Consider the following 19,335-nt stretch of genomic DNA (forward strand, 5'->3'; position numbering starts at 1 on the left):
TATATCACATACTAACAACGAACAAATTCTGAAAACTGTTTGCTCATATAACAAGTCATCAAATAAACTCAACGACTCTCTCCGTAAGAGATTTTTGAAATACACAATCAGACAATCTGTCCTTATTCCCTTTCGTCTCTCAATGAACACTGAGCGGTGCGGTATACTGAGTGTATGCAAAAAATTCTCTCGTTCTTTCGTGTACATTGGATTCGTATACTTTTGCTCCTGCTCCTCATAACTATGGTGGGGATATATATGTATAGCAAACACACTGACATACCGAATTGGGTTACCACGACAGTCGAAACTGGTACTGTCAGCAAAATCATTTCGGTCTCGGGCACCATGAATGCCACCAAAAGTGCAGACCTCTCCTTCCCCTCTGGGGGTATTGTTGAAACAATCACCGCGAAAGAAGGGGATGTGGTACTGCAAGATGCAGAACTCGTCACACTCGAGCGCGATGCACTTCTTGCTGAATATCAAGATGCATATGGCGCACTCCTCATTGCACAAGCAGACCAAAGAGAACTCGCTTCTGGTATCCGCCCCGAAGAACGAAAGATAAATGAAACTAAGGTCGCTATCGCAAAAGAGGAACTCGCACGTGTAACCAAATCTTCAGACGATAAGGTAGCAAATGCATATCGCACACTCCTTTCTTCAGATCTCGTCGCTCGACCTATTGACAAAGACAACGATGACACCGCACCCACCATTACGGGTACGTACACGTGTGCCGAAGGTACCTATACCCTTTCTCTATTTCGCTCGGGAGCGAAATCAGGTTATTCATATCGCCTCAGTGGCCTTGAGAGTGGCACATACACTGCGTATACCGATTCTCCAGGAAATCTTGGCACGTGTGGCTTTTCAATTCAATTTGCAGATGGAGTGTCGTATCGCAGTGCTGATTGGACCATCACTATTCCGAACACAGAGAGTGCTCCCTACGTCACTAATAGCAATGCCTATATTCTTGCACAAACAGAGCGTAACAACGCCGTAGAGAGTGCGGCCCAAAATCTAAAACTTGCAGAACAAAATGCCACTCTCGACACCGCAACACCACGTGAAGAAGCTATCGCCCGTGCCCGCGCACGTGTCCTTCAAACAGAGGCGCGTGTCCAAAAAATCCAAGCGGAACTGAAAGACCGCATTCTTTCAGCACCATTTGACGGCACCATTACCAACATTGAACCTGTTGTTGGAGAGACTGTTGGTGTAGAGCCGGTCGTCACTATGATTTCACGCGATGTCTTTGAACTCACGGCACTCGTCCCTGAAATCGATGTTACGAAGATTACTCCCGGGCAAAAAGCGCACGTCGTCTTTGATGCACGGGTAGGCGAGACGCTCATAGCAACCATCACCGTCATCTCCCCTCTTGCCCGCGAAATTGATGGTGTTTCTTATTTTGAAACAAAACTCATGCTTGATACGTCTTCTTCTTGGCTCCAAAGCGGGCTCAATGCTGACATTGATATCATTATTGAATCGCGTGAAAATGTCACCCGTATTCCTTCACGTTTTCTCGTTACTGAAGGTAAAAATCCCTCGGTGCTCATCCAAAGTGGTACTGTAACACAATCAATCCCTGTCACGCTTATCTTTGAAGGCAATGATGGGTATGTAGAAGTGAGTGGCATCAACCCTGGCGACACCATCATCGCCCCTTAATTCACTATGCGCAGTCTTCGTATCGGATTACTTCTCGGCTTCAGGCAAATTCAACGTGCAAGCACGTGGACAACGATGCTCATTATCTTTGTGATGATGTTTACTTTTCTGAATCTCATTGCGCTTTCGGGAATCTTGGTAGGAATTATTGTGGGTGCCGAACGCGCCGTACGTGAGAGCTCTGTGGGTGACATTGTGATCACCCCGCTCGTCGGTGAAGCAGCAATCCTCAATACTCCGAATATCATTCGCGAACTCGCTACATATCCAGAATTGGAGTCATACTCAGCGAGACTCAAAGGAAGTGCACTTCTTGAAGCTAATTTTAAAGAACGTCGTGACTTGAGTAACGAACGCGACACCGCGCAAATTATCCTTACCGGTATAGATCCCATTCATGAAGATGCAATGACCCACTTAAGTGACTATGTGGTTGAAGGTGAGTATCTCAATCCCGATGAAGAAGGCTACATACTCGTCGGAGTGTATTACATCAAGGAGTACGCTCAAAAATTTGGTGATGTATTTGATAGTGTGTCTAATGTGCATCCTGGGGACACGGTGCGTATTTCTCTGAATGGCGTTTCAAAAGAAATGAAAGTGAAAGGCCTCATCAATTCAAAAGTAGATGAAATCAGTCTCAACACATACATTCCCGAGCGTGAGTTTAGACGTCTTTTTGGCAAACTCGACCAAAACGCGGACCAGATTGTGATACGTCTTGATTCACCATCCCAAAATGTGACAGTCAAAAATGCTTTGGTTGCTGGTGGTATTGAACAGTATGCAAAAATTCAAACGTTTGAAGAAAGTTTGCCGAAGTTCCTCATCGACATGAAAGATACCTTTAATATTCTCGGTGCATTCACAGGCTCGATAGGCATTGTCGTCGCTTCAATTACCATTTTTATTATTATCTTTATCAACGCGCTTTCGCGACGCAGATACATCGGTATCTTGAAAGGTATTGGTGTTTCAGAACGTGCTATTGAGATTGCGTACGTGCTCCAAGCTGCGTTCTATGCGCTTGTAGGCTCCCTGATAGGTGCACTCGTCACGTACGGTTTCCTAGTCCCATACTTTGACAACAATCCAATTCAATTCCCTTTCAGCGATGGTGTCCTTGTTGCCGACCCACTGAGTACTTTTTATAAATTCCTGACACTCTTTATTATTACCCTTATCGCTGGCTTCCTACCTGCATGGCTCATTACCCGCCAAAACACCCTTAATTCAATCCTTGGACGCAAATAGTATTATGGCACTCATTACGGCAAAAAATATTCATCGCTCGTTTGGTACTGGGGACTTGATGACCCACGTGCTCAAAGGCATTACACTCGACGTTCACGAAGGTGACTTCATTGCTATCATGGGAAAATCAGGCGCAGGTAAATCGACACTCATGTACCAACTCTCTGTCCTCGACCGCCCCACTGAAGGCACGCTCACCATTGATGGTGTCACGGTGAGTGAACTCACCGAACACGAGCAAACACTCTTTCGCCTCAATACCCTTGGCTACGTCTTTCAGGACTATGCCCTTGTACCTGATTTAAGCGCAGGAGAGAATATAGTCGTCCCCCTCCTTATGAAAGACCAGTCGTGGGAAGAAGCAAAAATGCATGCGGAGGAAGCACTTATTGCGGTTGGGCTTTCCGATAAATACAACAACCTTCCTGCACAACTCTCTGGTGGTGAACAACAGCGTGTAGCGATTGCGCGCACCATTGCCGGTAATCCAAAGATTATTTTTGCCGATGAACCAACGGCCAATCTTGATAGTATCTCAGGAAATGCCATCATCGACCTCCTTGGCGACCTCAATTGCAAGGGTCAAACGATTGTTATGGTGACGCACGAAGAAGAGTACGTAAAATACTGCAATCGACTCGTGTACATGGAAGATGGTGTTGTGGTGAAAGAGGAACAAAATAAAAATAGATGCACTATTGCGTAACATCAACACTCCATATTATAAGTATACAAAAAAGATGTAATACCATATTTTATACTCCTTTTAAACTATAGATATCCCTTCATCTCGTCAGTTACGTAACCTCGGCATTCTCTGTAGACTCAAAATTACTACTCACTCTTTTCATATAATTACATGTATTTTTTACCTGTTGCTTGTTATACTGAATGAAAGTATGAAGATACTCTTCACGCGTTATTTTGTGTTGTATACGCTTTTCACCCTTGGGGTAATTCTCATTGGTGCATTTTTCTACATGAAAAGTCATGAGTCGAATAAAGAAATCCGGCCAACTGAGCGTGTATCACACGCAAATATCTCAGTGTTCGTAAAAGCATCTGGAAAGATGGATGCGCTTAATATAGCAAAACTCGGCTTCCCTGTTTCCGGCACCATACAGCACATCTTTTTTCGAGAGGGGGACGTTGTGAAAGAGGGAGATATTATTGCATCACTTACCCAGGATTCCATCATTGCATCATACGAATCCGCAAAGGAAACACTTGCGTATTATGAGTATACAAAAGATGATATTGCTGCGGGGACACAAGACGTTGACAAGCAAATAGCAAAAACAAACGTTGCGATAGCAGATGCAGAACTCGCACGAGTCACTAAGGAATACGATGCTATTGTAAAAAATGCACGCGCAAGACTTCTTTCAGAGGGACTCACCGCCATTCCTGAAAAAAGCACAAATGATGACATTCCCCCAATCATTTCAGGGAACTATATCTGTGATACAGAAGGGGGGTACACGCTTAAAGTATTCAGTTCTCAATCTGCGAGTGGTTATTCATATGTTCTCACCGGTCTCGAGAGTGGTACGTACACAGCGTACACTGCTGTTGCTACACCGCTCGGCATGTGCGGGCTCACTATTCAATTCGATGATAATGATAGGTATCGCAATACCACATGGACTATTAGCCTTCCCAACACACGAAGCCCAGAGTACCTAAATCTAAAAAATGCATATGATCTTGCAGTCACCGAGCGTACAAACGCAATCGAGCGCGCAACACAAGCGCTCACTCTTGCGCAGAATACGGAGTCGAGTGTAATAGCACCTGCACGACAAGGGTTACTGGGGGGTGCTCAGGCAAATATAGCAGCCGCGCGAGCAGATGTTGCCCGATTTGAAGCAGAGATACGCGACTACACCATTCGGGCTCCCTTTGCGGGTACTATTACCGAAAATACACTTCGAGTGGGCGAGGTAGTACACCCCGCTCGTTCTATTTCGCTCATGGAAAATGGTCGTTACGAGTTCAAGGCACGTATTCCTGAAGTTGATGTTGCTAAGATACAACTTGGTAATCAAGCAGACGTCACCTTTGATGCGCTCCCCGAAACACCACTTCGAGGAACTATTGCCTACATCTCACCCTACGCAGAGCAAGTAGAAGGTGTTGCATATTATGATACAAAAATTACATTTGAAACTGCTCCTGATTGGCTCCGCGCAGGTCTCAATGCCGATGTTCGTATCATCACCAAAGAAAAACAACAAGCGCTCACTCTCCCAGAACGATTTATAGAACGCAAAAATGGAAAAAACTTTGTATATAGAGAAAATGAAACCACCCCGACACAAATTACGACCGGCCTTGTGGGTACAAATGGTCTTGTCGAGATTATTGATCTTCCACTCGGAACTCAAGTAACTGCACCATAGTATGCTCAATCTCCGCATTGGACTATTTCTAGGCCTGAGACAGATGCAACACACGAATCCCTGGACAACAATACTTATTATTATTGTCATCGTATTCACGTTTCTCAATCTCGTCGTTGTCAGTGGCATTCTTTCAGGTATCGTTGATGGCGCTATGAAGGCAACCCGTAGTGAGGGGCTTGCGGACATTATCATTAACCCCCTCGCTGGTGAAAGCGCCATAAAGGAATCAGCACGCATCTTCGGAATACTCGATACATTCTCCGAAATTCAATCGTATTCACCCCGCTATACAAATCTCGCGACGATAGAAGCAAACTACAAAGAACGTCGTGACCTCAGTATTGATCCAGACATTATCTCTATTACCATGACAGGTATTAATCCTGTGAAGGAAGCAGAGACAGTCGCCATTGAGTCGATTATCAGTGAGGGCGAATACTTCAAAGAAGGAGAGAGTGGTTACATCATACTCGGAAAATATGCAATAGACCGTTATGCCGTGGAATTTGGAAGTGTATTTCCCTCACTTGAAAACGTATACCCTGGTGACACCGTGCGTGTCACTGCAGGAGATAGAAGTGAAGAATTTGTGGTAAAAGGAATCATTGATTCAAAAATTGATCTCATCTCTTTCAGTATGTTCATGCCTGAGAAAGAATTTCGCCGACTTTTTGGTCGCGATGACCATAATGTTAATCAGATTATCGTTAGATTAAAACCAGGAGAAGATGAAGATGTAGTAAAAAAAGCATTGCAAATGACTGATATACGTTTGTTCACTCGCGTAGAGACTTTTACAGAGTCATTACCAAAATATATACTTGACGTGTCGAAGACGTTCGACGTTCTTGGTCTATTTGTTGGTGTCATTGGTATCATCGTGGCGTCTATTACTATTTTTATCATTATTTTCATCAACGCACTTTCACGGAGACGGCAAATTGGTATCCTCAAAGCGATTGGCATGAGTAAGGAGAGTATTGAATACGCATACGTCATACAAGCAGGAACATACACCATTATCGGGGCGGCACTTGGTCTCTTCCTCACATATTTTTTCCTTATTCCCTACTTCATAGAGAATCCTATCGACTTCCCCTATTCATATGTGTCTCTTTCACTCACCGACACCGATCTTTTCCTTCGTGCAGGTGCACTCATATGCGTAACACTCATCGCTGGATTCGTTCCCGCATGGCTCATTACAAGGCAAAATACACTCAATGCAGTGCTTGGTAGAAAATAAAATTTGTTTTGTGAAAACTGGTAATGAATATACAATAAGCAGAGAAAAATCGTAATATATACTATTAACAATCACGACTGAATGGCATTCGAGCATATACAACAGAATACACCCCGAACAGACTCAGTAATGATTTCGGCCTTCGGTATACACAAATATTTTATAGAAGCGGATACGTCACTCCATGTTATCAAAAATGTGTCACTTTCTGTTCGAGAGAATGAGTTCATTGCAATCATGGGTAAATCGGGGGCTGGTAAATCTACGCTTATGTACCAACTATCAGCCCTCGATAAACCGAGTGAAGGAAGTATTACTGTTGCAGGAACCGATATTCTTGCACTGAATGAAGATGAACTTACTATCTTCAGACTCAACACGTTGGGCTATGTTTTCCAAGATTACGCACTCATTCTCGATCTCACTGCATTTGAAAATGTCATACTCCCACTCCTTATGCGCAATATGAAATGGGATGAAGCAGAGAATTTGGCTCATACTGCTCTTGAACGCGTAGGGCTTGAGACGAGGTACACACATCTTCCCAACAAAATGTCTGGTGGCGAACAGCAACGTGTTGCAATTGCTCGCGCAATAGCAGGAAGGCCAAAAATTCTGTTTGCAGATGAACCAACCGCAAACCTTGACAGTGTCTCAGGTCGCAGAATCATTGATCTTCTTGCTGAAATAAATCAAAGTGGACAAACCGTTGTTATGGTTACCCATGAAGCAGAGTACACCGATAAGTGCAATAGGATTATCTTTCTCGAGGATGGTGTTATTACCCATGAGGATGTGCGTGATACAACACCAGAGTACAGAGTTTGAGAACATATAATCTTTAATCGCGTATTCCCAATGAGTGTTAATAATAAGCAATGTATCTACCTCGCGCCACCACTGCCACGAAATCATCTGCATATGAATGAAATAAAAAACACCACGGGCGCAGGTACTGCGTCCGTGGTGTTTTTTATTTACTTCAATTATTTTCCTGCAAGCGTGTCGGTAGCAGGCTCAAGCACTTTCGAAGGATCACCAATTCGCTCTTCTTTTTCGCGCATTGCCTTGTATGCATCCTCTATCTTTACCCCCTCTGTTTTCAAAATCGCTTCGTACTCATCACGCTCAAGTGTCTCTACCTCAAGGAGACGCTTTGCTACCGCATCGAGTGCTTTCCTATGGCGCACGAGAATATCTTTTGCGCGCATACGAGCCGATTCCACAATCATATTAACTTCCTCGTCAATTTGCTTTGCGACCTCAAGTGAATAACCACGGTCTTCGCTCATACCGCCGCCAATAAGACGGCCACCTGTACCTTCAAGTGCAATAGGACCAAACTTGTCACTCATGCCATACTTGGTCACCATGTCGCGCGCGAGATTGGCAATCACCTGCAAGTCATTGGAAGGGCCAGTGGTGAGGTCGTCAAAAATCATCTCCTCGGTGACATAGCCACCTAAGGTCATTGCAATATCATCGAGAAACTCCTTCTTTGACTGCATGCGACGATCTTCGTCAGGAAGCTTGAGCGTGTATCCTGCAGCGCGTCCGCGCGAGATGATAGAAATCTTTTGTACGGGGTCGGCATACGGAAGTACTGATGCCACGAGCGCATGCCCTGCCTCATGATAGGCGGTAATCTCGCGCTCGCGACGACTGAGCACATGGCTCTTGCGCTCGGGGCCGAGCATCACCTTTTCTATAGAGCGAATGAGGTCGAACTGCCCCACCTTCTTCCTACTCTCACGCGCGGCGAGAATAGCACCTTCATTCATGAGCGAGTACAGGTCGGCTCCTGAGAAGCCTGGTGTGCGTTGCGCAATAATATCGAGATTCACATCTTCCTGGAGTGGCTTCTTGCGGGCATGCACTTGGAGAATTGCTTCACGGTCGATACGATCAGGAAGGTCAATCGTCACACGGCGGTCGAAGCGGCCAGGGCGCAAGAGCGCGGGATCGAGTACGTCAGGACGATTCGTGGCTGCTATCACCACCACTTTTTCATTCGGCTCAAAGCCGTCCATCTCCACGAGGATTTGATTGAGGGTTTGCTCACGTTCGTCGTTCCCTCCCCCCACACCCGTGCCTCGCACGCGCCCTACCGCGTCGATTTCATCAACAAAAATAATTGCCGGCGCTGCTTTCTTTGCCATCTGGAAGAGGTCACGTACACGACTTGCTCCAACTCCCACAAACATCTCAACGAATTCAGAACCAGAAATTGAGAAGAACGGTACCCCTGCTTCACCCGCAACGGCGCGTGCAAGGAGCGTCTTTCCGGTACCCGGTGCACCCATCATCATCACCCCTTTCGGTATCTGCGCACCAATATCGAGAAACTTCTTTGGGTTCTTGAGAAAGTCTACGATTTCTTCGAGTTCCTGTTTTGCCTCCTTTGCACCCGCAACATCCTTGAAGGTTACTTTTTGCGTTGTGTCGTCAGGATAGATAACACGCGCTTTTGAGGAACCAAAGTTGAGCGCCTGCATCCCCGCACCCTTTACCGAGCGCGTGAAAAACCAAATGATAAACCCGAGCAAAATGAGTGGGAATAAGAAAGGTGCAAGATTAGAGAGCCAATATTTGAATCCAGACTCATTCTGTACCTTAATCGCAACACGAGAGATTTGTTCAGATGTTACACCGAGATTTGTAAGTGTTTCGGTGATGGCAGCATCATTCTCTTTTTTGGAAAGACCCTGTGTGCGCGTTTCATCTTTGTAGTGAATTTCGAGCGCGGTACCCTTTACCACAATCTCTTTAATCTCATCATTCTTTATTTGTTCTGCAATCTGTGAGACTGAATATTCCTCGGGTTCTCCATTTGTATCCGTCGCATAGGAATAAAGGAATGTGAGCGCAATCAGGAAAAGAACAGTCGAAAGAATATTGTTCCAAAAATTACCGGGACCTACGGGCATACGGTCAGGCATTTTGAGCGGGGATTTCTTCTTGTTTTTAGGCTTATCAGTACCCGTTTCAGTGGAAATTGTTTCATTTTCACCCGGAGCAGGCGGTGTATTTTTTTGTGGTTCGTGATTCTGTGTCATGATGCCCATTATACATATACTGGGCATTTTTGCGAGAAATCAGGAGCGAAATATAAATCTGCACAAAATATCCATCACTCTATTATTTTGGTTATTTTTTTTCTTTCGGCGTATTAATAATTTTCAATACAACCTTCTCAAGAAAGCGTAACACGATATTTCCCCCAATAGAGACAACCACGATGAGTGTAAACAAATGAGTAATAGTTTGCTCTGTCTTAAATGCATATTCTGTACTCTCACTGAAAAACCAAGCGAGGAGCGTAAGTCCTGCTATGAAAAGAATGTTTGCAAACACATTTACTATGACGTAGCGAATAAATGGAATATTCTTTTTGGAGATAATATACACCGTAAGAAACAATCGTATGCCCACTAAAAATTTTATGAAAACGAGCACAATATAAGGATGTGTATCTGCAAGTGCAAAAAATGAGCGTTGCTCTGCTTCAACTTTTTTTGGAAACTTCTTCTTAAATTTTTTCTCAATCCATGGGCGGATTGTACTTACGGTCATACCATACCAAAAGATATCAGCTGAGAGTGACCCGAGAAATGAAAAGAGGATAGCATCCTGAATAGGAAGATATCCCTGAAAAGCCAGAACAAGAGCGAGGAGCGCTCCATTTTCTCCGGTTAGAAAGGTAATGAGCCAAATTACAAAAAGACTTACGAGGGCTATATCTGATTGGAGGTAAATCTCAGTTTGGCTGAGTATTGCTTCTAACATATAAGTATAGTGTATCATGCTGAAACCAGCATGAATTTTCTTCACCATGAAAGTAATGAGAGCGAACTTCTTTCCTAATCACACTTCCCTCCATTCGCGAGAAACGTTATAGTAGGAAGATGGCACTCATTGTACACAAACGGGTCACCTTTGATTTTGAAATCCTCGAGACCTACGAGGCGGGTGTTTCCCTGCTCGGTACCGAGGTAAAATCACTCCGTAATGGCCAAGGGAAACTAGACGGAGCGCACGTGATTATCCGTGGTGGCGAAGCATTTCTCGTGGGTGCGTCTATTCCCGCTTTCCAGCAAGTAAATGCAGGCAAAGGGTATGACCCCGAGCGTCCCCGCAAACTCCTCCTCAATAAAAAGGAAATTCAAATTCTCGACCAAGGGAGCGAACGCCAGGGTTTGACAATAGTGCCCATTAAGTGGCATAATGTTAATTCAAAAATCAAGCTACGTATTGCCCTTGCCCGTGGAAAGAAAAAGCAAGACAAGCGTGAAAGTATCAAAGAACGCGACGTGAAGCGCGACCTCGCCCGCGATTTTAAGTACCAGTAGTTACCGGTAATAAAGTACCCTCGGGTACGTCATTGTATAAGCCAGCAATTCGCCCATTGTCACTTTTTGAAGTCTTTCAAAAGGTACCAATGGGGGGATGACAGGCTTTGACGGTTTGCCCCGCACGATCTGTGCAGTGTCGAAGTTGGATGTAACTTCGTTAAAATGCATCTATCCGTACGTGCTAAGAAAAGCGTACCAAGTCCTTATGCTAACGCATTCGGATTCGCACCAGCATTCGCGTAACCCAAGAAATTAGGTTACCCCGCTCGTGTGGCATCACCGTGTCGAATGCCTAATACGATACGCGTGGTGATATAAACATCAGGCTCTAGTCTCTTCCCTCGCCTCCGGTAGAGACCAAATTCTTCGAGGCTCGACTGCTGATGCTTTGGTTTTCCTTTTACATCATCAGTTCAAATCAAAAGGTAAACTACACACTGTAGACCCAGACGTTCGGTCACTCTCGGACGGCGGTTCAAATCCGCCCATCTCCACATATAGAAATACATAGAACATTAAAAAACTGCCGAAGGCAGTTTTTTAATGACAACTTCAACGTTATGCAACGTTATGCAACGTTTAGCCAGTTCTTAATTAGTTTTTTGAAATTTTTACTTTTCAAATTTATATCATTTAAATTTTCAAACTGAATAACCCCCCGGATATCAGAGTTCCATTCTACCAACTCATCAGGATCGGCAATAACAGGTGAGCCTTTCTTATCTTCCTTCTTTTTAGCACCCATATGGATTACAACTTTCACTTTATTTTGCTTATTCATCACATTAAAAGTGATGCGATCTTCTCCTTTATATAAATAATTTGGAGCATTCCACTTGAGAGATTCTGTTAAATCAGAACTAGAGCTCAAAATAACTTTACGTACTGCCATGATTTGCTGGAGTTTTTCAGCATCTTGACCAGAAAAAAATTCTTCTAATGATTTATACTTTTCCATATACATAAATTTACCACAAATCAATAATCTTCAAAAAATTAGGACACTCCATTTCTATCAAAGAGGTTTTTACTTGAGTTAAACTGCTCCACCACATTAATAATACCGCTCTATTGAGCGGTATTATAGTATTATCTTAAGTATTCATTTTTAGTTTGCTCTGTTAATTTTTTACCAATTTCTACATACTTTTTCATTGCCATCTCTTCTGCATCATGTGTTGAAGCGAATAAAGCTTCCTGCTCAGCGATTGATTCTGGAGAAACCGCCTCATCTCTTAATTTATCCAATATTCTCAAATCATTACTTCTTCTGTCAGCAATTTCTCTATAGTCTGCATAGGCATCAAGATACTCTTGTGCTAACTTAGCTTGGTTCTCAGGAGAAGTTAAATCTTCTTCTTTACTTTCAATTTTTGCTGGTTCTTCTATATTCGTAATTAATTGATTTAAAAGTTCTGTCACTTTACTACGCAAACCATATCGTCGGGTTACAGTCTCGACCCCTCTTTCACCCAACCTTACAGAATTTATTATTTCTTTTAGTTGTTCTTTATCCATTGGTTCCCCATCTGAGTATTTCCAATCGTCATATCTATCTATAACATTCACAATCAAATCTCTGAAGTCTCTACAACTTGCCACATCTTGTTCAAGTAACTGTTCTCCTTTTTCAGGATTGCCATATTTGTCTGTTTCTATCGTATTCTTTATTGGTTTATTTAAACCTTCAAATCCCATGTTTTCTTTCCTAGACTCATAAATACAACTTGATTATACATTACTGTTCTACTATCTTTATGTGGCTAGTCACACTCAATATATATGGCTAACTAGGGCTGTTTTTCTCCATAGGTCTGACCTATGGAGAAAATGATAAAAAAGTTAGTCCTAATACGGAAGTCAAAATAATTCATTTCGACTTTACAAAAAAATAAAACCCCCTCGAACTAAATTGTTCGAGGGGGGTGGAGTGATACGAGCATCTTCATAGCGTTTGTTGTTACTGTTCGCCGGCGGCCTCCCTTTCTTCTTTGGAACGCCAGTCGATGGACAGTCCTTCGACACTACAGATGCTACAGCGCGTGTATCCGGGCAACATCAGGCCAGTCAGAGTCCAGGCTTGGAGTTGAGTGTGATACACGATACGGAGAGCGTCACACCAAGAATTTCCGCGATAGCGCTCATATCGAACCACTTTCTGTCCTTCGCCTTCGTGTTTCTTGATGATGTCCTCGAAAACGGACGCCATCGTCGAAACGCTCACTCGACGGAACTCAGCGCCTCGCAGGAAAATTCGAACTTTCTGCGGAGTGTCGAGACGTGCGGTTACCAGTGGAAACTCCTTCATAAACCAGTCTTCCAGTTTCGGATCAGGCCAGAGAGTGAGACATTTCCGATAAAAGGAAAGCAGTCTATCATCGACTGGCTCGGAATCTTGACGACTCGCGTCTTTCAGCAAGGGAGCAAGTTCTTCTAACTCATCGACCGAGTTAATCGTGTCGAGGAATTTGATACTTGCTCCCCAGGCAGCTCCTTTTTCGAAAGCCGCTTCCAATTCTGCATTACGTTGAGTAGATACCATAACTGACTCCATTTCAAGGTTTTTGTTTGTTGCTAGGGGACTTGGCCGACTGGTTTCGTCATAGCAGAGAATAGCCATAAATATGGCCACTTTCTGCTATGACGAAACTGTCTGGATTCATGTAAAAGAACTTGTCATACCCTAAAATATAAACACACTTAAGTCAATAGATACTGGTAATGTGCAAGCGCATTACCAGTCTGTATTTACAAACCAACCTTTTCATTATACTGTTCGACTAGCTTTTGGGTGCAGAACCCTATAAGTTCCCCATCAATTTGAACCTTCTAGGAGAACCACATGACGCACAAAGTATTGAGTCGCGAAGCGACAATACGCATTTTAGACCACATGCAAAACGGTAGGCCTCTACCGCAGAAAATCGTCGAACACAAGGAACGCATGGAGGCAGCCACGGCCGCTGCTGAAAGGCGACATCATCCTGAAGACCTTATCGACCAAATCGAAATGGAGTGTTTGATGAGTATGCGACACGGACTTGATACGCTCTACACCAGTTGGGCTGAAGGCATTGAACGTATACGGTGGGTAGACCTTCCCGAACGTGATGGCATCACGCCCGAAATCGTGGTACGTGAATGTTGCATGTCCACCGAGTCCTTCTTCGGTAATACAGGCGTCGAGGTTCTTGCGGCATATCTCGATGCTTACGGCTATGACCGCTTGCTGTTCAGGCTGGGCGAAGCGTGTACCTTGCGTGTCAGGGAATACATTGAAAGCGCGGTGCCCGCACCCACATACGATGCCGCCATCCTCGACAAGCCCGCCGAACACTTCGGTACTATTGACCAAGATGTCCTCCGGAACAAACTGGTCGGGCACTTCATTCTTTTCGTGAACAAAACGTCGCCTCAACATGTAATCCGGGCGATGATCGCGAACATCGAATGGGGTATGGGCAATGCGGTACAGGCCATCGAGCAAGCTGGTTTTGCCTACTGTGAAGCGACAGTCGAGCAATTCGGTCTGAAACTTCGCACCGGTCACCCCGATGCCGAAAAAACCTTCAAAGACTGGGAACTCTGGAAGGCTGAGCGTTTGCTCGAGTTTCTGAAGTAACCACGCCACCCCTGCCACTTAGCCACCCTACCGATACGGTATTGGGTGGCTCTTCTTTTCACCACAGATCCACTATTTTAAGGAAAAGTTTTAAGTTACTTTATACAGTAGGACTAAACTCAATAATCCATTCAATACCGTATTTGTCTCTAAACATAGCAAATATTTCCTCTGCACTATCATCGACTGGTACTTCTACTTGCCCTCCACTCGAAAGCCCTGTAAATATTTTCTTTGCTTCTTCTTTGCTCTCTGCGTCTATATGAATTTTACTTCTGTTTTCATTTTCATTTACTTTTCCCATAAATGCAGGAACATCGTTTCCTATGAGTGAATGTGTACTTCCCATAGATAACGTAATATTCATGATTTTTTCTGCATCTTCTTCGCTTACTTGAAATTCATCACTGGCAATGTCTTTAAAACGAATTACTTTGGTGAACTCTCCACCAAAGACAGATTTATAAAAATTGAATGCTTCTTCAGCATTTCCGTTAAAATTTATCCACGGACTCATTGTTTTCATAGTGATAGTTTTATATTGTTTTAATATCTACTGTGTCTCGAGCATCTTCCGCAACTCACCGATAACCGCCTTCTCCCAGAATTTCATTGAGTACCACTTGATTAAGGGTGTTGCGACGATGCGAAGCCATGGCTTATGAATGGAAACTTGATACGTATAGTCAATCAATGTTCCCTCTTTATGTTCAGAGAGCAATAGTTCCTCATGTCCAGAAGTGCCAAATTGATAACTATCATTATCTGAAATAAATCCTTTCCCTGGGAGAATTTGGGTTTTCATTTTTACCTTAAATGATCTACCAAATGATTTTACAGTCGCTTCCATCTCCAGGTTATTACCTTCTTGTTTATTAACTACCACCGACTCAGCAACCTTCGGAAAATATTCAGGAAGTTTTTCAAAATCGGTCATTATCCTCGCAACATCTTCAATAGATGCGTTAATCACCCACTGATCATGAAGTATGATTTCTTTCATATATATAAATTATAGCAGAGCATCTGGTACTTCCGGACAGAGAGAAAATTGCTCAACCGTCAGAGTAAGACACAGGAATTTAATTGACCTCCCTTTTCTTTTATACTATCATTCAACTATATGGTTGAACAAAGTCTAAATCTAGATACTATCTTCAGCGCCCTAGCAGATAAAACAAGACGGGATATCTTGCGTCGTGTTGCTGAAGCTTCCCTCTCGATTTCTGATCTCGCTCAGTCATATCAAATATCTTTTGCAGCCATCGCTAAGCATATTGGTGTACTCGAACGTGCACAACTCATCGAGAAAAAGCGCAAAGGTAAACAACAAATTATAACCGCTGTTCCGCGCACAATCGAAATTGCGACAGTGCACTTAGAACGCTATGAACAGCTTTGGGAGACTCGGTTCACCGCATTAGAAGATTTAATTACTCACTAATATTATTTTATGAAAACAAACTACACAATAGGAGAAGATAAAAAGACACTGATTGCAAAGAGATCATTTAATGCAACACTCGAAAAAGTTTGGCACGCGTGGACTGACAGTGAAATGTTAGACATGTGGTGGGGACCAAAGCCATATAACGCAATCACTCACTCGTTTTCTTTTACTGAAGGTGGTGAGTGGCGATACATCATGAAAGGACCAGAAGGTGATGCTCACTACTGTATAAATAAATACCTTACCATCACGCAAGAACAGGAATTTACTGCTGAGGATTCATTTACGAACGAGCATTGGGAAATAAATACTGAAATGCCAACGAGCCATTGGAAAGTTGAGTTCTCTCACGCTGATGGAGTAACACACATCTGTGTCACCACCACCTATAATTCTGCAGATGGACTAGAAACTGTTGTTAACATGGGGATGAAAGAAGGTTTCGATATGGGACTCAATCAACTCGAGGCGCTACTCACACATTAAATCTGGTGTATATAGACTTCTTACCAAAAATCCACTCCCTTCAAAAAATTTGAACTCTCCATTTAAGTCAAACGATGTATCTCTCGTTACTTACCTTTGCGGTCTTCTTGTACACGAAAGCGTACCATCTTTGCAATTAACGACTTTGGGAGCGGTTTGCTATACACAAATCTTACGCACCCCTTTGACGTACTGTACGAAGCGAGTTCTTTCGCAAAATGAGTGATGGCGGACGGTGTCGGATAAAAACCGAGATGATTCTTCATCGCCGCAAAGTGGACGATATTTTTATTCCCCACAAGCGTTGGCATCCCATATTTGATAGCCTCATGGGCTAGAGGCGCCTCTCCTTTTACAATGCCATACATTTCGTTCAACACAGACCTTAGTTCTTTCGGCTGGGCTGAAATATATGATTGTACTGTTTTAAAAGTTTTCCATTCGTACTATTTTACCCCAACTCAAGCGGTTGCAACAATCCACTGTATTAGCCCCCACCACCTATACCACTCTGGTATCTCTAATCACTGCAACTGCCTCACCACACAAATAACAAATGCCCTTTGCGACAGAGCAAAAAGAGCATACAATATATAGAGTTACGTTGTTTGGTTTACCATTATAATAATCCTTTTTATGAACGACATTGAAACAACCCCCGTTCCCGCAGCAACTGAAGCACCAAAACCAGCTGAAGTGCCACAGGACAATACTGTACTGATGAGCGTACTGGCGTATATTGGTATTCTCGTACTTATTCCCTACTTCACCGCAAAGGAAAATCCAGTAGTGAAGTTTCATATCAAGCAGGGACTCGTGCTTGTTGTTATTGAAGTTGCTCTGTGGGTTGCTGGCTCAATGCTCTATATGCTCGCTCCAGTACTCATGCTCGCAAACCTCGCGACGCTTGTTCTCTCAATTATTGGTATCGTGAATGTACTCAATAAAAAGCAAGTCGAGTTACCACTTGTCGGTCAGTACGCAAAACACTTCAATATCTAGCACATGCACAACGAAAGTCCCTCCACGCTTGAAAGCATACATACACCTGAATCAGCGACTGAGCGTGCACGGATTATTGCGTGTGACTTAGAACTCATCGACAAATCAGTCAATCCTGATGATTTGCGCTTTAGTCATATAATCCACACACTTCGTCAAGAAGGGATTTTTGATGCGGAAATACAACGTGTTAAAGAACTTTTTAGGGAAGATCTTGGAGAATTTGGTGAAGATCTTGAGTCAGATGTATGGGAAATGCTCACCGTGCTTGAACTCTTTGATCCCGAAACTGCGCGTCATTGTGTGGACACGTACCATATTGCAAAGAGCAAAGTGGAAACTGAACTCTGGAACGGTATTGTACTTGCTGACTGTTTCGAACGTGAAGGTGTCGATCTCCACACCTTTTATGTTTCTTGTCTCCTTCATGATATTGGAAAAGTCGAGGTACCTCATTCGGTAGTCATCAATCGCGTAAGCGATGAGGAATGTGCATATCTTCTCTTTGAGCATACTGAGGATATACTTCTCCCCGCACTCCGAGCCCATCTTAAGAATCCAAATTTTGAACTTCCACCAAGTATTACTTCTGAAAATAGGTTACTCACCTATCTCCATGAAGAGTTGCATATCCGTCCGCAAGCTATTGCTCCTGTAAAACTGCTTCTGGGGAATCTGGATGCGGAATCGGTTGATGAGATTGAAAAACAACTCTCCCATGTAGGATGTTCACTCGATGACACACTTCTGCACATCATGCGTACACACGACAAATATTCAAAAGAGATTCTTCATGGCACGGGACGCGAAATTGAAGCAACTCTTGCGGGTTCACACCATTTCAATAATGAAAGTTCATACACGATTACTATAGGCACGCTACGTGTGAGTGTCGCTTTGGCTGATATTATTCATCTTGCTGATGTGGAAAATGCAATATTGAGCACCAGACACTACAAAGAAAAACATACGTCTTTACAAGCACTCAAAGTACTCGTACTTCACGCAAAGCAGGGTGCAGTCGATAGTTATATTTCGTATCTCTGGATTGCAGACACTATTCATCGAATGGAAGACTCACTTAATGTTCATGATGAAAAAGAAATGTTGATATACACCTATATCACCAAACACCTTGAAGCAGAGAAGAAAACACATCTCGCGTATCCCGACTGGAAACAAGGACTAAAGAACGTATAGGTGCATAGTTTGCTTTTTAGCATAAAGTATGGTCTAATGCCTACTGGACTGAGTTCTTCTCAGATTATATTTTGTCTCACCCTTAGGAGGAATACGCTGTGACCATCACTGTATGTTTAAAAGGAACACAAAAAATACGCTTAGTCCCTCATCATGGAGGATACAAGCTCACCTACCCCTTTATTGGCATCACTGGCACAGGTGAAAGTGGACACATTGGACTTGGATCATTTACAGTCGATTTGAGAAGAGCCTTGTTTTGGGGACCGAAAGGACACCATAAACTTGTGCCCATATGGCGCGCGATGAAAATACTTGAGATGGTCGATACTATAGGTGATACCACTCTCACTGCGTGCTGGGCATTGTTTCATCCAGAAACGCGATGTGTATTTGATACAGAGTACATCAAAGAACTTGCGGAACAATTTCATGGTGAAGCGGGTTTCATAAAAGCATATAACAGTGTAGCTCACGCGTTCCCTTCTCTTGAGGACTTCGACACACTTATGTCAAAAGTACGCGAAACAGGTATACGCATTGAGACTGATGAACTTTTTGATACATCGAAGAAAAATCTGAGTAGTCCACAATCAACACCATAGTCCAAAACTATATTTCAAAAACGGCACCGT

The 19,335-nt window shown here is 43.4% G+C and carries 21 protein-coding genes and 1 other RNA gene; 14 read left to right on the forward strand and 8 right to left on the reverse strand.

What is annotated here, in order from left to right; genetic code table 11:
- The first annotated feature begins 174 nt into the window (after nucleotides 1-174).
- The 6 genes from IPH92_03325 (at nucleotide 175) to IPH92_03350 (ending at nucleotide 7,416) form a co-directional block, all read left to right on the forward strand.
- Nucleotides 175-1,683, forward strand: a complete 1,509-nt coding sequence (locus tag IPH92_03325; GenBank protein QQR64569.1) for an HlyD family efflux transporter periplasmic adaptor subunit — start codon at nucleotides 175-177, stop codon at nucleotides 1,681-1,683.
- A 6-nt stretch (nucleotides 1,684-1,689) separates the two neighbouring features.
- Nucleotides 1,690-2,937 carry an ABC transporter permease gene (locus IPH92_03330; GenBank protein QQR64570.1) on the forward strand — a complete coding sequence of 416 codons (1,248 nt, stop codon included), beginning with the start codon at nucleotides 1,690-1,692 and terminating at the stop codon, nucleotides 2,935-2,937.
- A gap of 58 nt (nucleotides 2,938-2,995) precedes the next feature.
- The gene (locus IPH92_03335; GenBank protein QQR65452.1) at nucleotides 2,996-3,643 is read left to right on the forward strand and encodes an ABC transporter ATP-binding protein; all 648 of its coding nucleotides are present in this window, start codon (nucleotides 2,996-2,998) and stop codon (nucleotides 3,641-3,643) included.
- A gap of 193 nt (nucleotides 3,644-3,836) precedes the next feature.
- Entirely contained in the window at nucleotides 3,837-5,339 is a 1,503-nt protein-coding gene (locus IPH92_03340; GenBank protein ID QQR64571.1) for an efflux RND transporter periplasmic adaptor subunit, read from the forward strand.
- Between the two features lies 1 nt (nucleotide 5,340).
- On the forward strand, nucleotides 5,341-6,588 hold the full coding sequence (locus tag IPH92_03345; protein ID QQR64572.1) for an FtsX-like permease family protein: 1,248 nt from the start codon (nucleotides 5,341-5,343) through the stop codon (nucleotides 6,586-6,588).
- A gap of 129 nt (nucleotides 6,589-6,717) precedes the next feature.
- Complete coding sequence (locus IPH92_03350; protein ID QQR64573.1) at nucleotides 6,718-7,416, forward strand: ABC transporter ATP-binding protein; 699 nt, start codon at nucleotides 6,718-6,720, stop codon at nucleotides 7,414-7,416.
- Between the two features lie 158 nt (nucleotides 7,417-7,574).
- Here IPH92_03350 and ftsH read toward each other — a convergent pair whose 3' ends face one another.
- Both ftsH and IPH92_03360 read right to left on the reverse strand, forming a co-directional pair.
- Nucleotides 7,575-9,515: an ATP-dependent zinc metalloprotease FtsH gene (gene ftsH / locus IPH92_03355; protein ID QQR65453.1), complete on the reverse strand. Its 1,941-nt coding sequence runs from the start codon at nucleotides 9,513-9,515 to the stop codon at nucleotides 7,575-7,577.
- Between the two features lie 220 nt (nucleotides 9,516-9,735).
- A complete protein-coding gene (locus IPH92_03360) occupies nucleotides 9,736-10,374 on the reverse strand; it encodes a hypothetical protein (GenBank protein QQR64574.1) in 639 nt (212 codons plus the stop codon).
- A gap of 119 nt (nucleotides 10,375-10,493) precedes the next feature.
- Here IPH92_03360 and smpB point away from each other — a divergent pair, with 119 nt between their 5' ends.
- Both smpB and ssrA read left to right on the forward strand, forming a co-directional pair.
- Nucleotides 10,494-10,937, forward strand: coding sequence for an SsrA-binding protein SmpB (smpB, locus tag IPH92_03365; GenBank protein ID QQR64575.1), 444 nt, complete (start codon nucleotides 10,494-10,496; stop codon nucleotides 10,935-10,937).
- A 93-nt stretch (nucleotides 10,938-11,030) separates the two neighbouring features.
- Nucleotides 11,031-11,437: a transfer-messenger RNA gene (gene ssrA, locus IPH92_03370) on the forward strand.
- Nucleotides 11,438-11,508: 71 nt separating this feature from the next.
- On the opposite strand, the gene IPH92_03375 is transcribed toward ssrA, so the two are convergent.
- The 3 genes from IPH92_03375 to IPH92_03385 form a co-directional block, all read right to left on the reverse strand.
- A complete protein-coding gene (locus IPH92_03375) occupies nucleotides 11,509-11,898 on the reverse strand; it encodes a DUF1801 domain-containing protein (GenBank protein ID QQR64576.1) in 390 nt (129 codons plus the stop codon).
- Nucleotides 11,899-12,029: 131 nt separating this feature from the next.
- Nucleotides 12,030-12,638, reverse strand: a complete 609-nt coding sequence (locus tag IPH92_03380; protein ID QQR64577.1) for a hypothetical protein — start codon at nucleotides 12,636-12,638, stop codon at nucleotides 12,030-12,032.
- A gap of 262 nt (nucleotides 12,639-12,900) precedes the next feature.
- Entirely contained in the window at nucleotides 12,901-13,560 is a 660-nt protein-coding gene (locus tag IPH92_03385; protein ID QQR64578.1) for a hypothetical protein, read from the reverse strand.
- A 222-nt stretch (nucleotides 13,561-13,782) separates the two neighbouring features.
- Between IPH92_03385 and IPH92_03390 the strand changes: the two genes are divergently transcribed.
- Entirely contained in the window at nucleotides 13,783-14,562 is a 780-nt protein-coding gene (locus IPH92_03390; protein QQR64579.1) for a hypothetical protein, read from the forward strand.
- Between the two features lie 100 nt (nucleotides 14,563-14,662).
- On the opposite strand, the gene IPH92_03395 is transcribed toward IPH92_03390, so the two are convergent.
- Together IPH92_03395 and IPH92_03400 are read right to left on the reverse strand one after the other, a co-directional pair.
- On the reverse strand, nucleotides 14,663-15,088 hold the full coding sequence (locus IPH92_03395) for a VOC family protein (protein QQR64580.1): 426 nt from the start codon (nucleotides 15,086-15,088) through the stop codon (nucleotides 14,663-14,665).
- Nucleotides 15,089-15,115: 27 nt separating this feature from the next.
- Entirely contained in the window at nucleotides 15,116-15,565 is a 450-nt protein-coding gene (locus IPH92_03400; GenBank protein QQR64581.1) for a hypothetical protein, read from the reverse strand.
- A gap of 120 nt (nucleotides 15,566-15,685) precedes the next feature.
- Between IPH92_03400 and IPH92_03405 the strand changes: the two genes are divergently transcribed.
- Complete coding sequence (locus IPH92_03405) at nucleotides 15,686-16,006, forward strand: winged helix-turn-helix transcriptional regulator (GenBank protein ID QQR64582.1); 321 nt, start codon at nucleotides 15,686-15,688, stop codon at nucleotides 16,004-16,006.
- 9 nt (nucleotides 16,007-16,015) lie between these two features.
- A complete protein-coding gene (locus IPH92_03410; GenBank protein ID QQR64583.1) occupies nucleotides 16,016-16,498 on the forward strand; it encodes an SRPBCC domain-containing protein in 483 nt (160 codons plus the stop codon).
- Nucleotides 16,499-16,584: 86 nt separating this feature from the next.
- Here IPH92_03410 and IPH92_03415 read toward each other — a convergent pair whose 3' ends face one another.
- Nucleotides 16,585-16,866 (reverse strand): DUF1801 domain-containing protein, encoded by a 282-nt coding sequence (locus tag IPH92_03415; GenBank protein QQR64584.1) that lies wholly within the window; start codon nucleotides 16,864-16,866, stop codon nucleotides 16,585-16,587.
- A gap of 268 nt (nucleotides 16,867-17,134) precedes the next feature.
- Here IPH92_03415 and IPH92_03420 point away from each other — a divergent pair, with 268 nt between their 5' ends.
- The 3 genes from IPH92_03420 to IPH92_03430 all read left to right on the forward strand — a co-directional run bounded on the left by IPH92_03420 (nucleotide 17,135) and on the right by IPH92_03430 (nucleotide 19,305).
- Nucleotides 17,135-17,500, forward strand: a complete 366-nt coding sequence (locus tag IPH92_03420) for a hypothetical protein (protein ID QQR64585.1) — start codon at nucleotides 17,135-17,137, stop codon at nucleotides 17,498-17,500.
- 3 nt (nucleotides 17,501-17,503) lie between these two features.
- Nucleotides 17,504-18,700 (forward strand): hypothetical protein, encoded by a 1,197-nt coding sequence (locus tag IPH92_03425; GenBank protein ID QQR64586.1) that lies wholly within the window; start codon nucleotides 17,504-17,506, stop codon nucleotides 18,698-18,700.
- Nucleotides 18,701-18,798: 98 nt separating this feature from the next.
- A complete protein-coding gene (locus IPH92_03430) occupies nucleotides 18,799-19,305 on the forward strand; it encodes a hypothetical protein (protein ID QQR64587.1) in 507 nt (168 codons plus the stop codon).
- The last annotated feature ends 30 nt before the right edge of the window (nucleotides 19,306-19,335 follow it).

The organism is Candidatus Kaiserbacteria bacterium, assembly GCA_016699245.1.
Classification (GTDB): domain Bacteria; phylum Patescibacteriota; class Minisyncoccia; order Phycocordibacterales; family UBA918; genus Damh-18.

Bases quoted from the DNA above. Each gene is read 5' to 3' on its own strand.
- IPH92_03325 (QQR64569.1), top strand. From the start codon at position 175: ATGCAAAAAATTCTCTCGTTCTTTCGTGTACATTGGATTCGTATACTT.
- IPH92_03330 (QQR64570.1), top strand. From the start codon at position 1,690: ATGCGCAGTCTTCGTATCGGATTACTTCTCGGCTTCAGGCAAATTCAA.
- IPH92_03335 (QQR65452.1), top strand. From the start codon at position 2,996: ATGACCCACGTGCTCAAAGGCATTACACTCGACGTTCACGAAGGTGAC.
- IPH92_03340 (QQR64571.1), top strand. From the start codon at position 3,837: ATGAAGATACTCTTCACGCGTTATTTTGTGTTGTATACGCTTTTCACC.
- IPH92_03345 (QQR64572.1), top strand. From the start codon at position 5,341: ATGCTCAATCTCCGCATTGGACTATTTCTAGGCCTGAGACAGATGCAA.
- IPH92_03350 (QQR64573.1), top strand. From the start codon at position 6,718: ATGATTTCGGCCTTCGGTATACACAAATATTTTATAGAAGCGGATACG.
- ftsH (QQR65453.1), bottom strand. From the start codon at position 9,515: ATGCCCGTAGGTCCCGGTAATTTTTGGAACAATATTCTTTCGACTGTT.
- IPH92_03360 (QQR64574.1), bottom strand. From the start codon at position 10,374: ATGTTAGAAGCAATACTCAGCCAAACTGAGATTTACCTCCAATCAGAT.
- smpB (QQR64575.1), top strand. From the start codon at position 10,494: ATGGCACTCATTGTACACAAACGGGTCACCTTTGATTTTGAAATCCTC.
- IPH92_03375 (QQR64576.1), bottom strand. From the start codon at position 11,898: ATGGAAAAGTATAAATCATTAGAAGAATTTTTTTCTGGTCAAGATGCT.
- IPH92_03380 (QQR64577.1), bottom strand. From the start codon at position 12,638: ATGGGATTTGAAGGTTTAAATAAACCAATAAAGAATACGATAGAAACA.
- IPH92_03385 (QQR64578.1), bottom strand. From the start codon at position 13,560: ATGGCTATTCTCTGCTATGACGAAACCAGTCGGCCAAGTCCCCTAGCA.
- IPH92_03390 (QQR64579.1), top strand. From the start codon at position 13,783: ATGACGCACAAAGTATTGAGTCGCGAAGCGACAATACGCATTTTAGAC.
- IPH92_03395 (QQR64580.1), bottom strand. From the start codon at position 15,088: ATGAAAACAATGAGTCCGTGGATAAATTTTAACGGAAATGCTGAAGAA.
- IPH92_03400 (QQR64581.1), bottom strand. From the start codon at position 15,565: ATGAAAGAAATCATACTTCATGATCAGTGGGTGATTAACGCATCTATT.
- IPH92_03405 (QQR64582.1), top strand. From the start codon at position 15,686: ATGGTTGAACAAAGTCTAAATCTAGATACTATCTTCAGCGCCCTAGCA.
- IPH92_03410 (QQR64583.1), top strand. From the start codon at position 16,016: ATGAAAACAAACTACACAATAGGAGAAGATAAAAAGACACTGATTGCA.
- IPH92_03415 (QQR64584.1), bottom strand. From the start codon at position 16,866: ATGTATGGCATTGTAAAAGGAGAGGCGCCTCTAGCCCATGAGGCTATC.
- IPH92_03420 (QQR64585.1), top strand. From the start codon at position 17,135: ATGAACGACATTGAAACAACCCCCGTTCCCGCAGCAACTGAAGCACCA.
- IPH92_03425 (QQR64586.1), top strand. From the start codon at position 17,504: ATGCACAACGAAAGTCCCTCCACGCTTGAAAGCATACATACACCTGAA.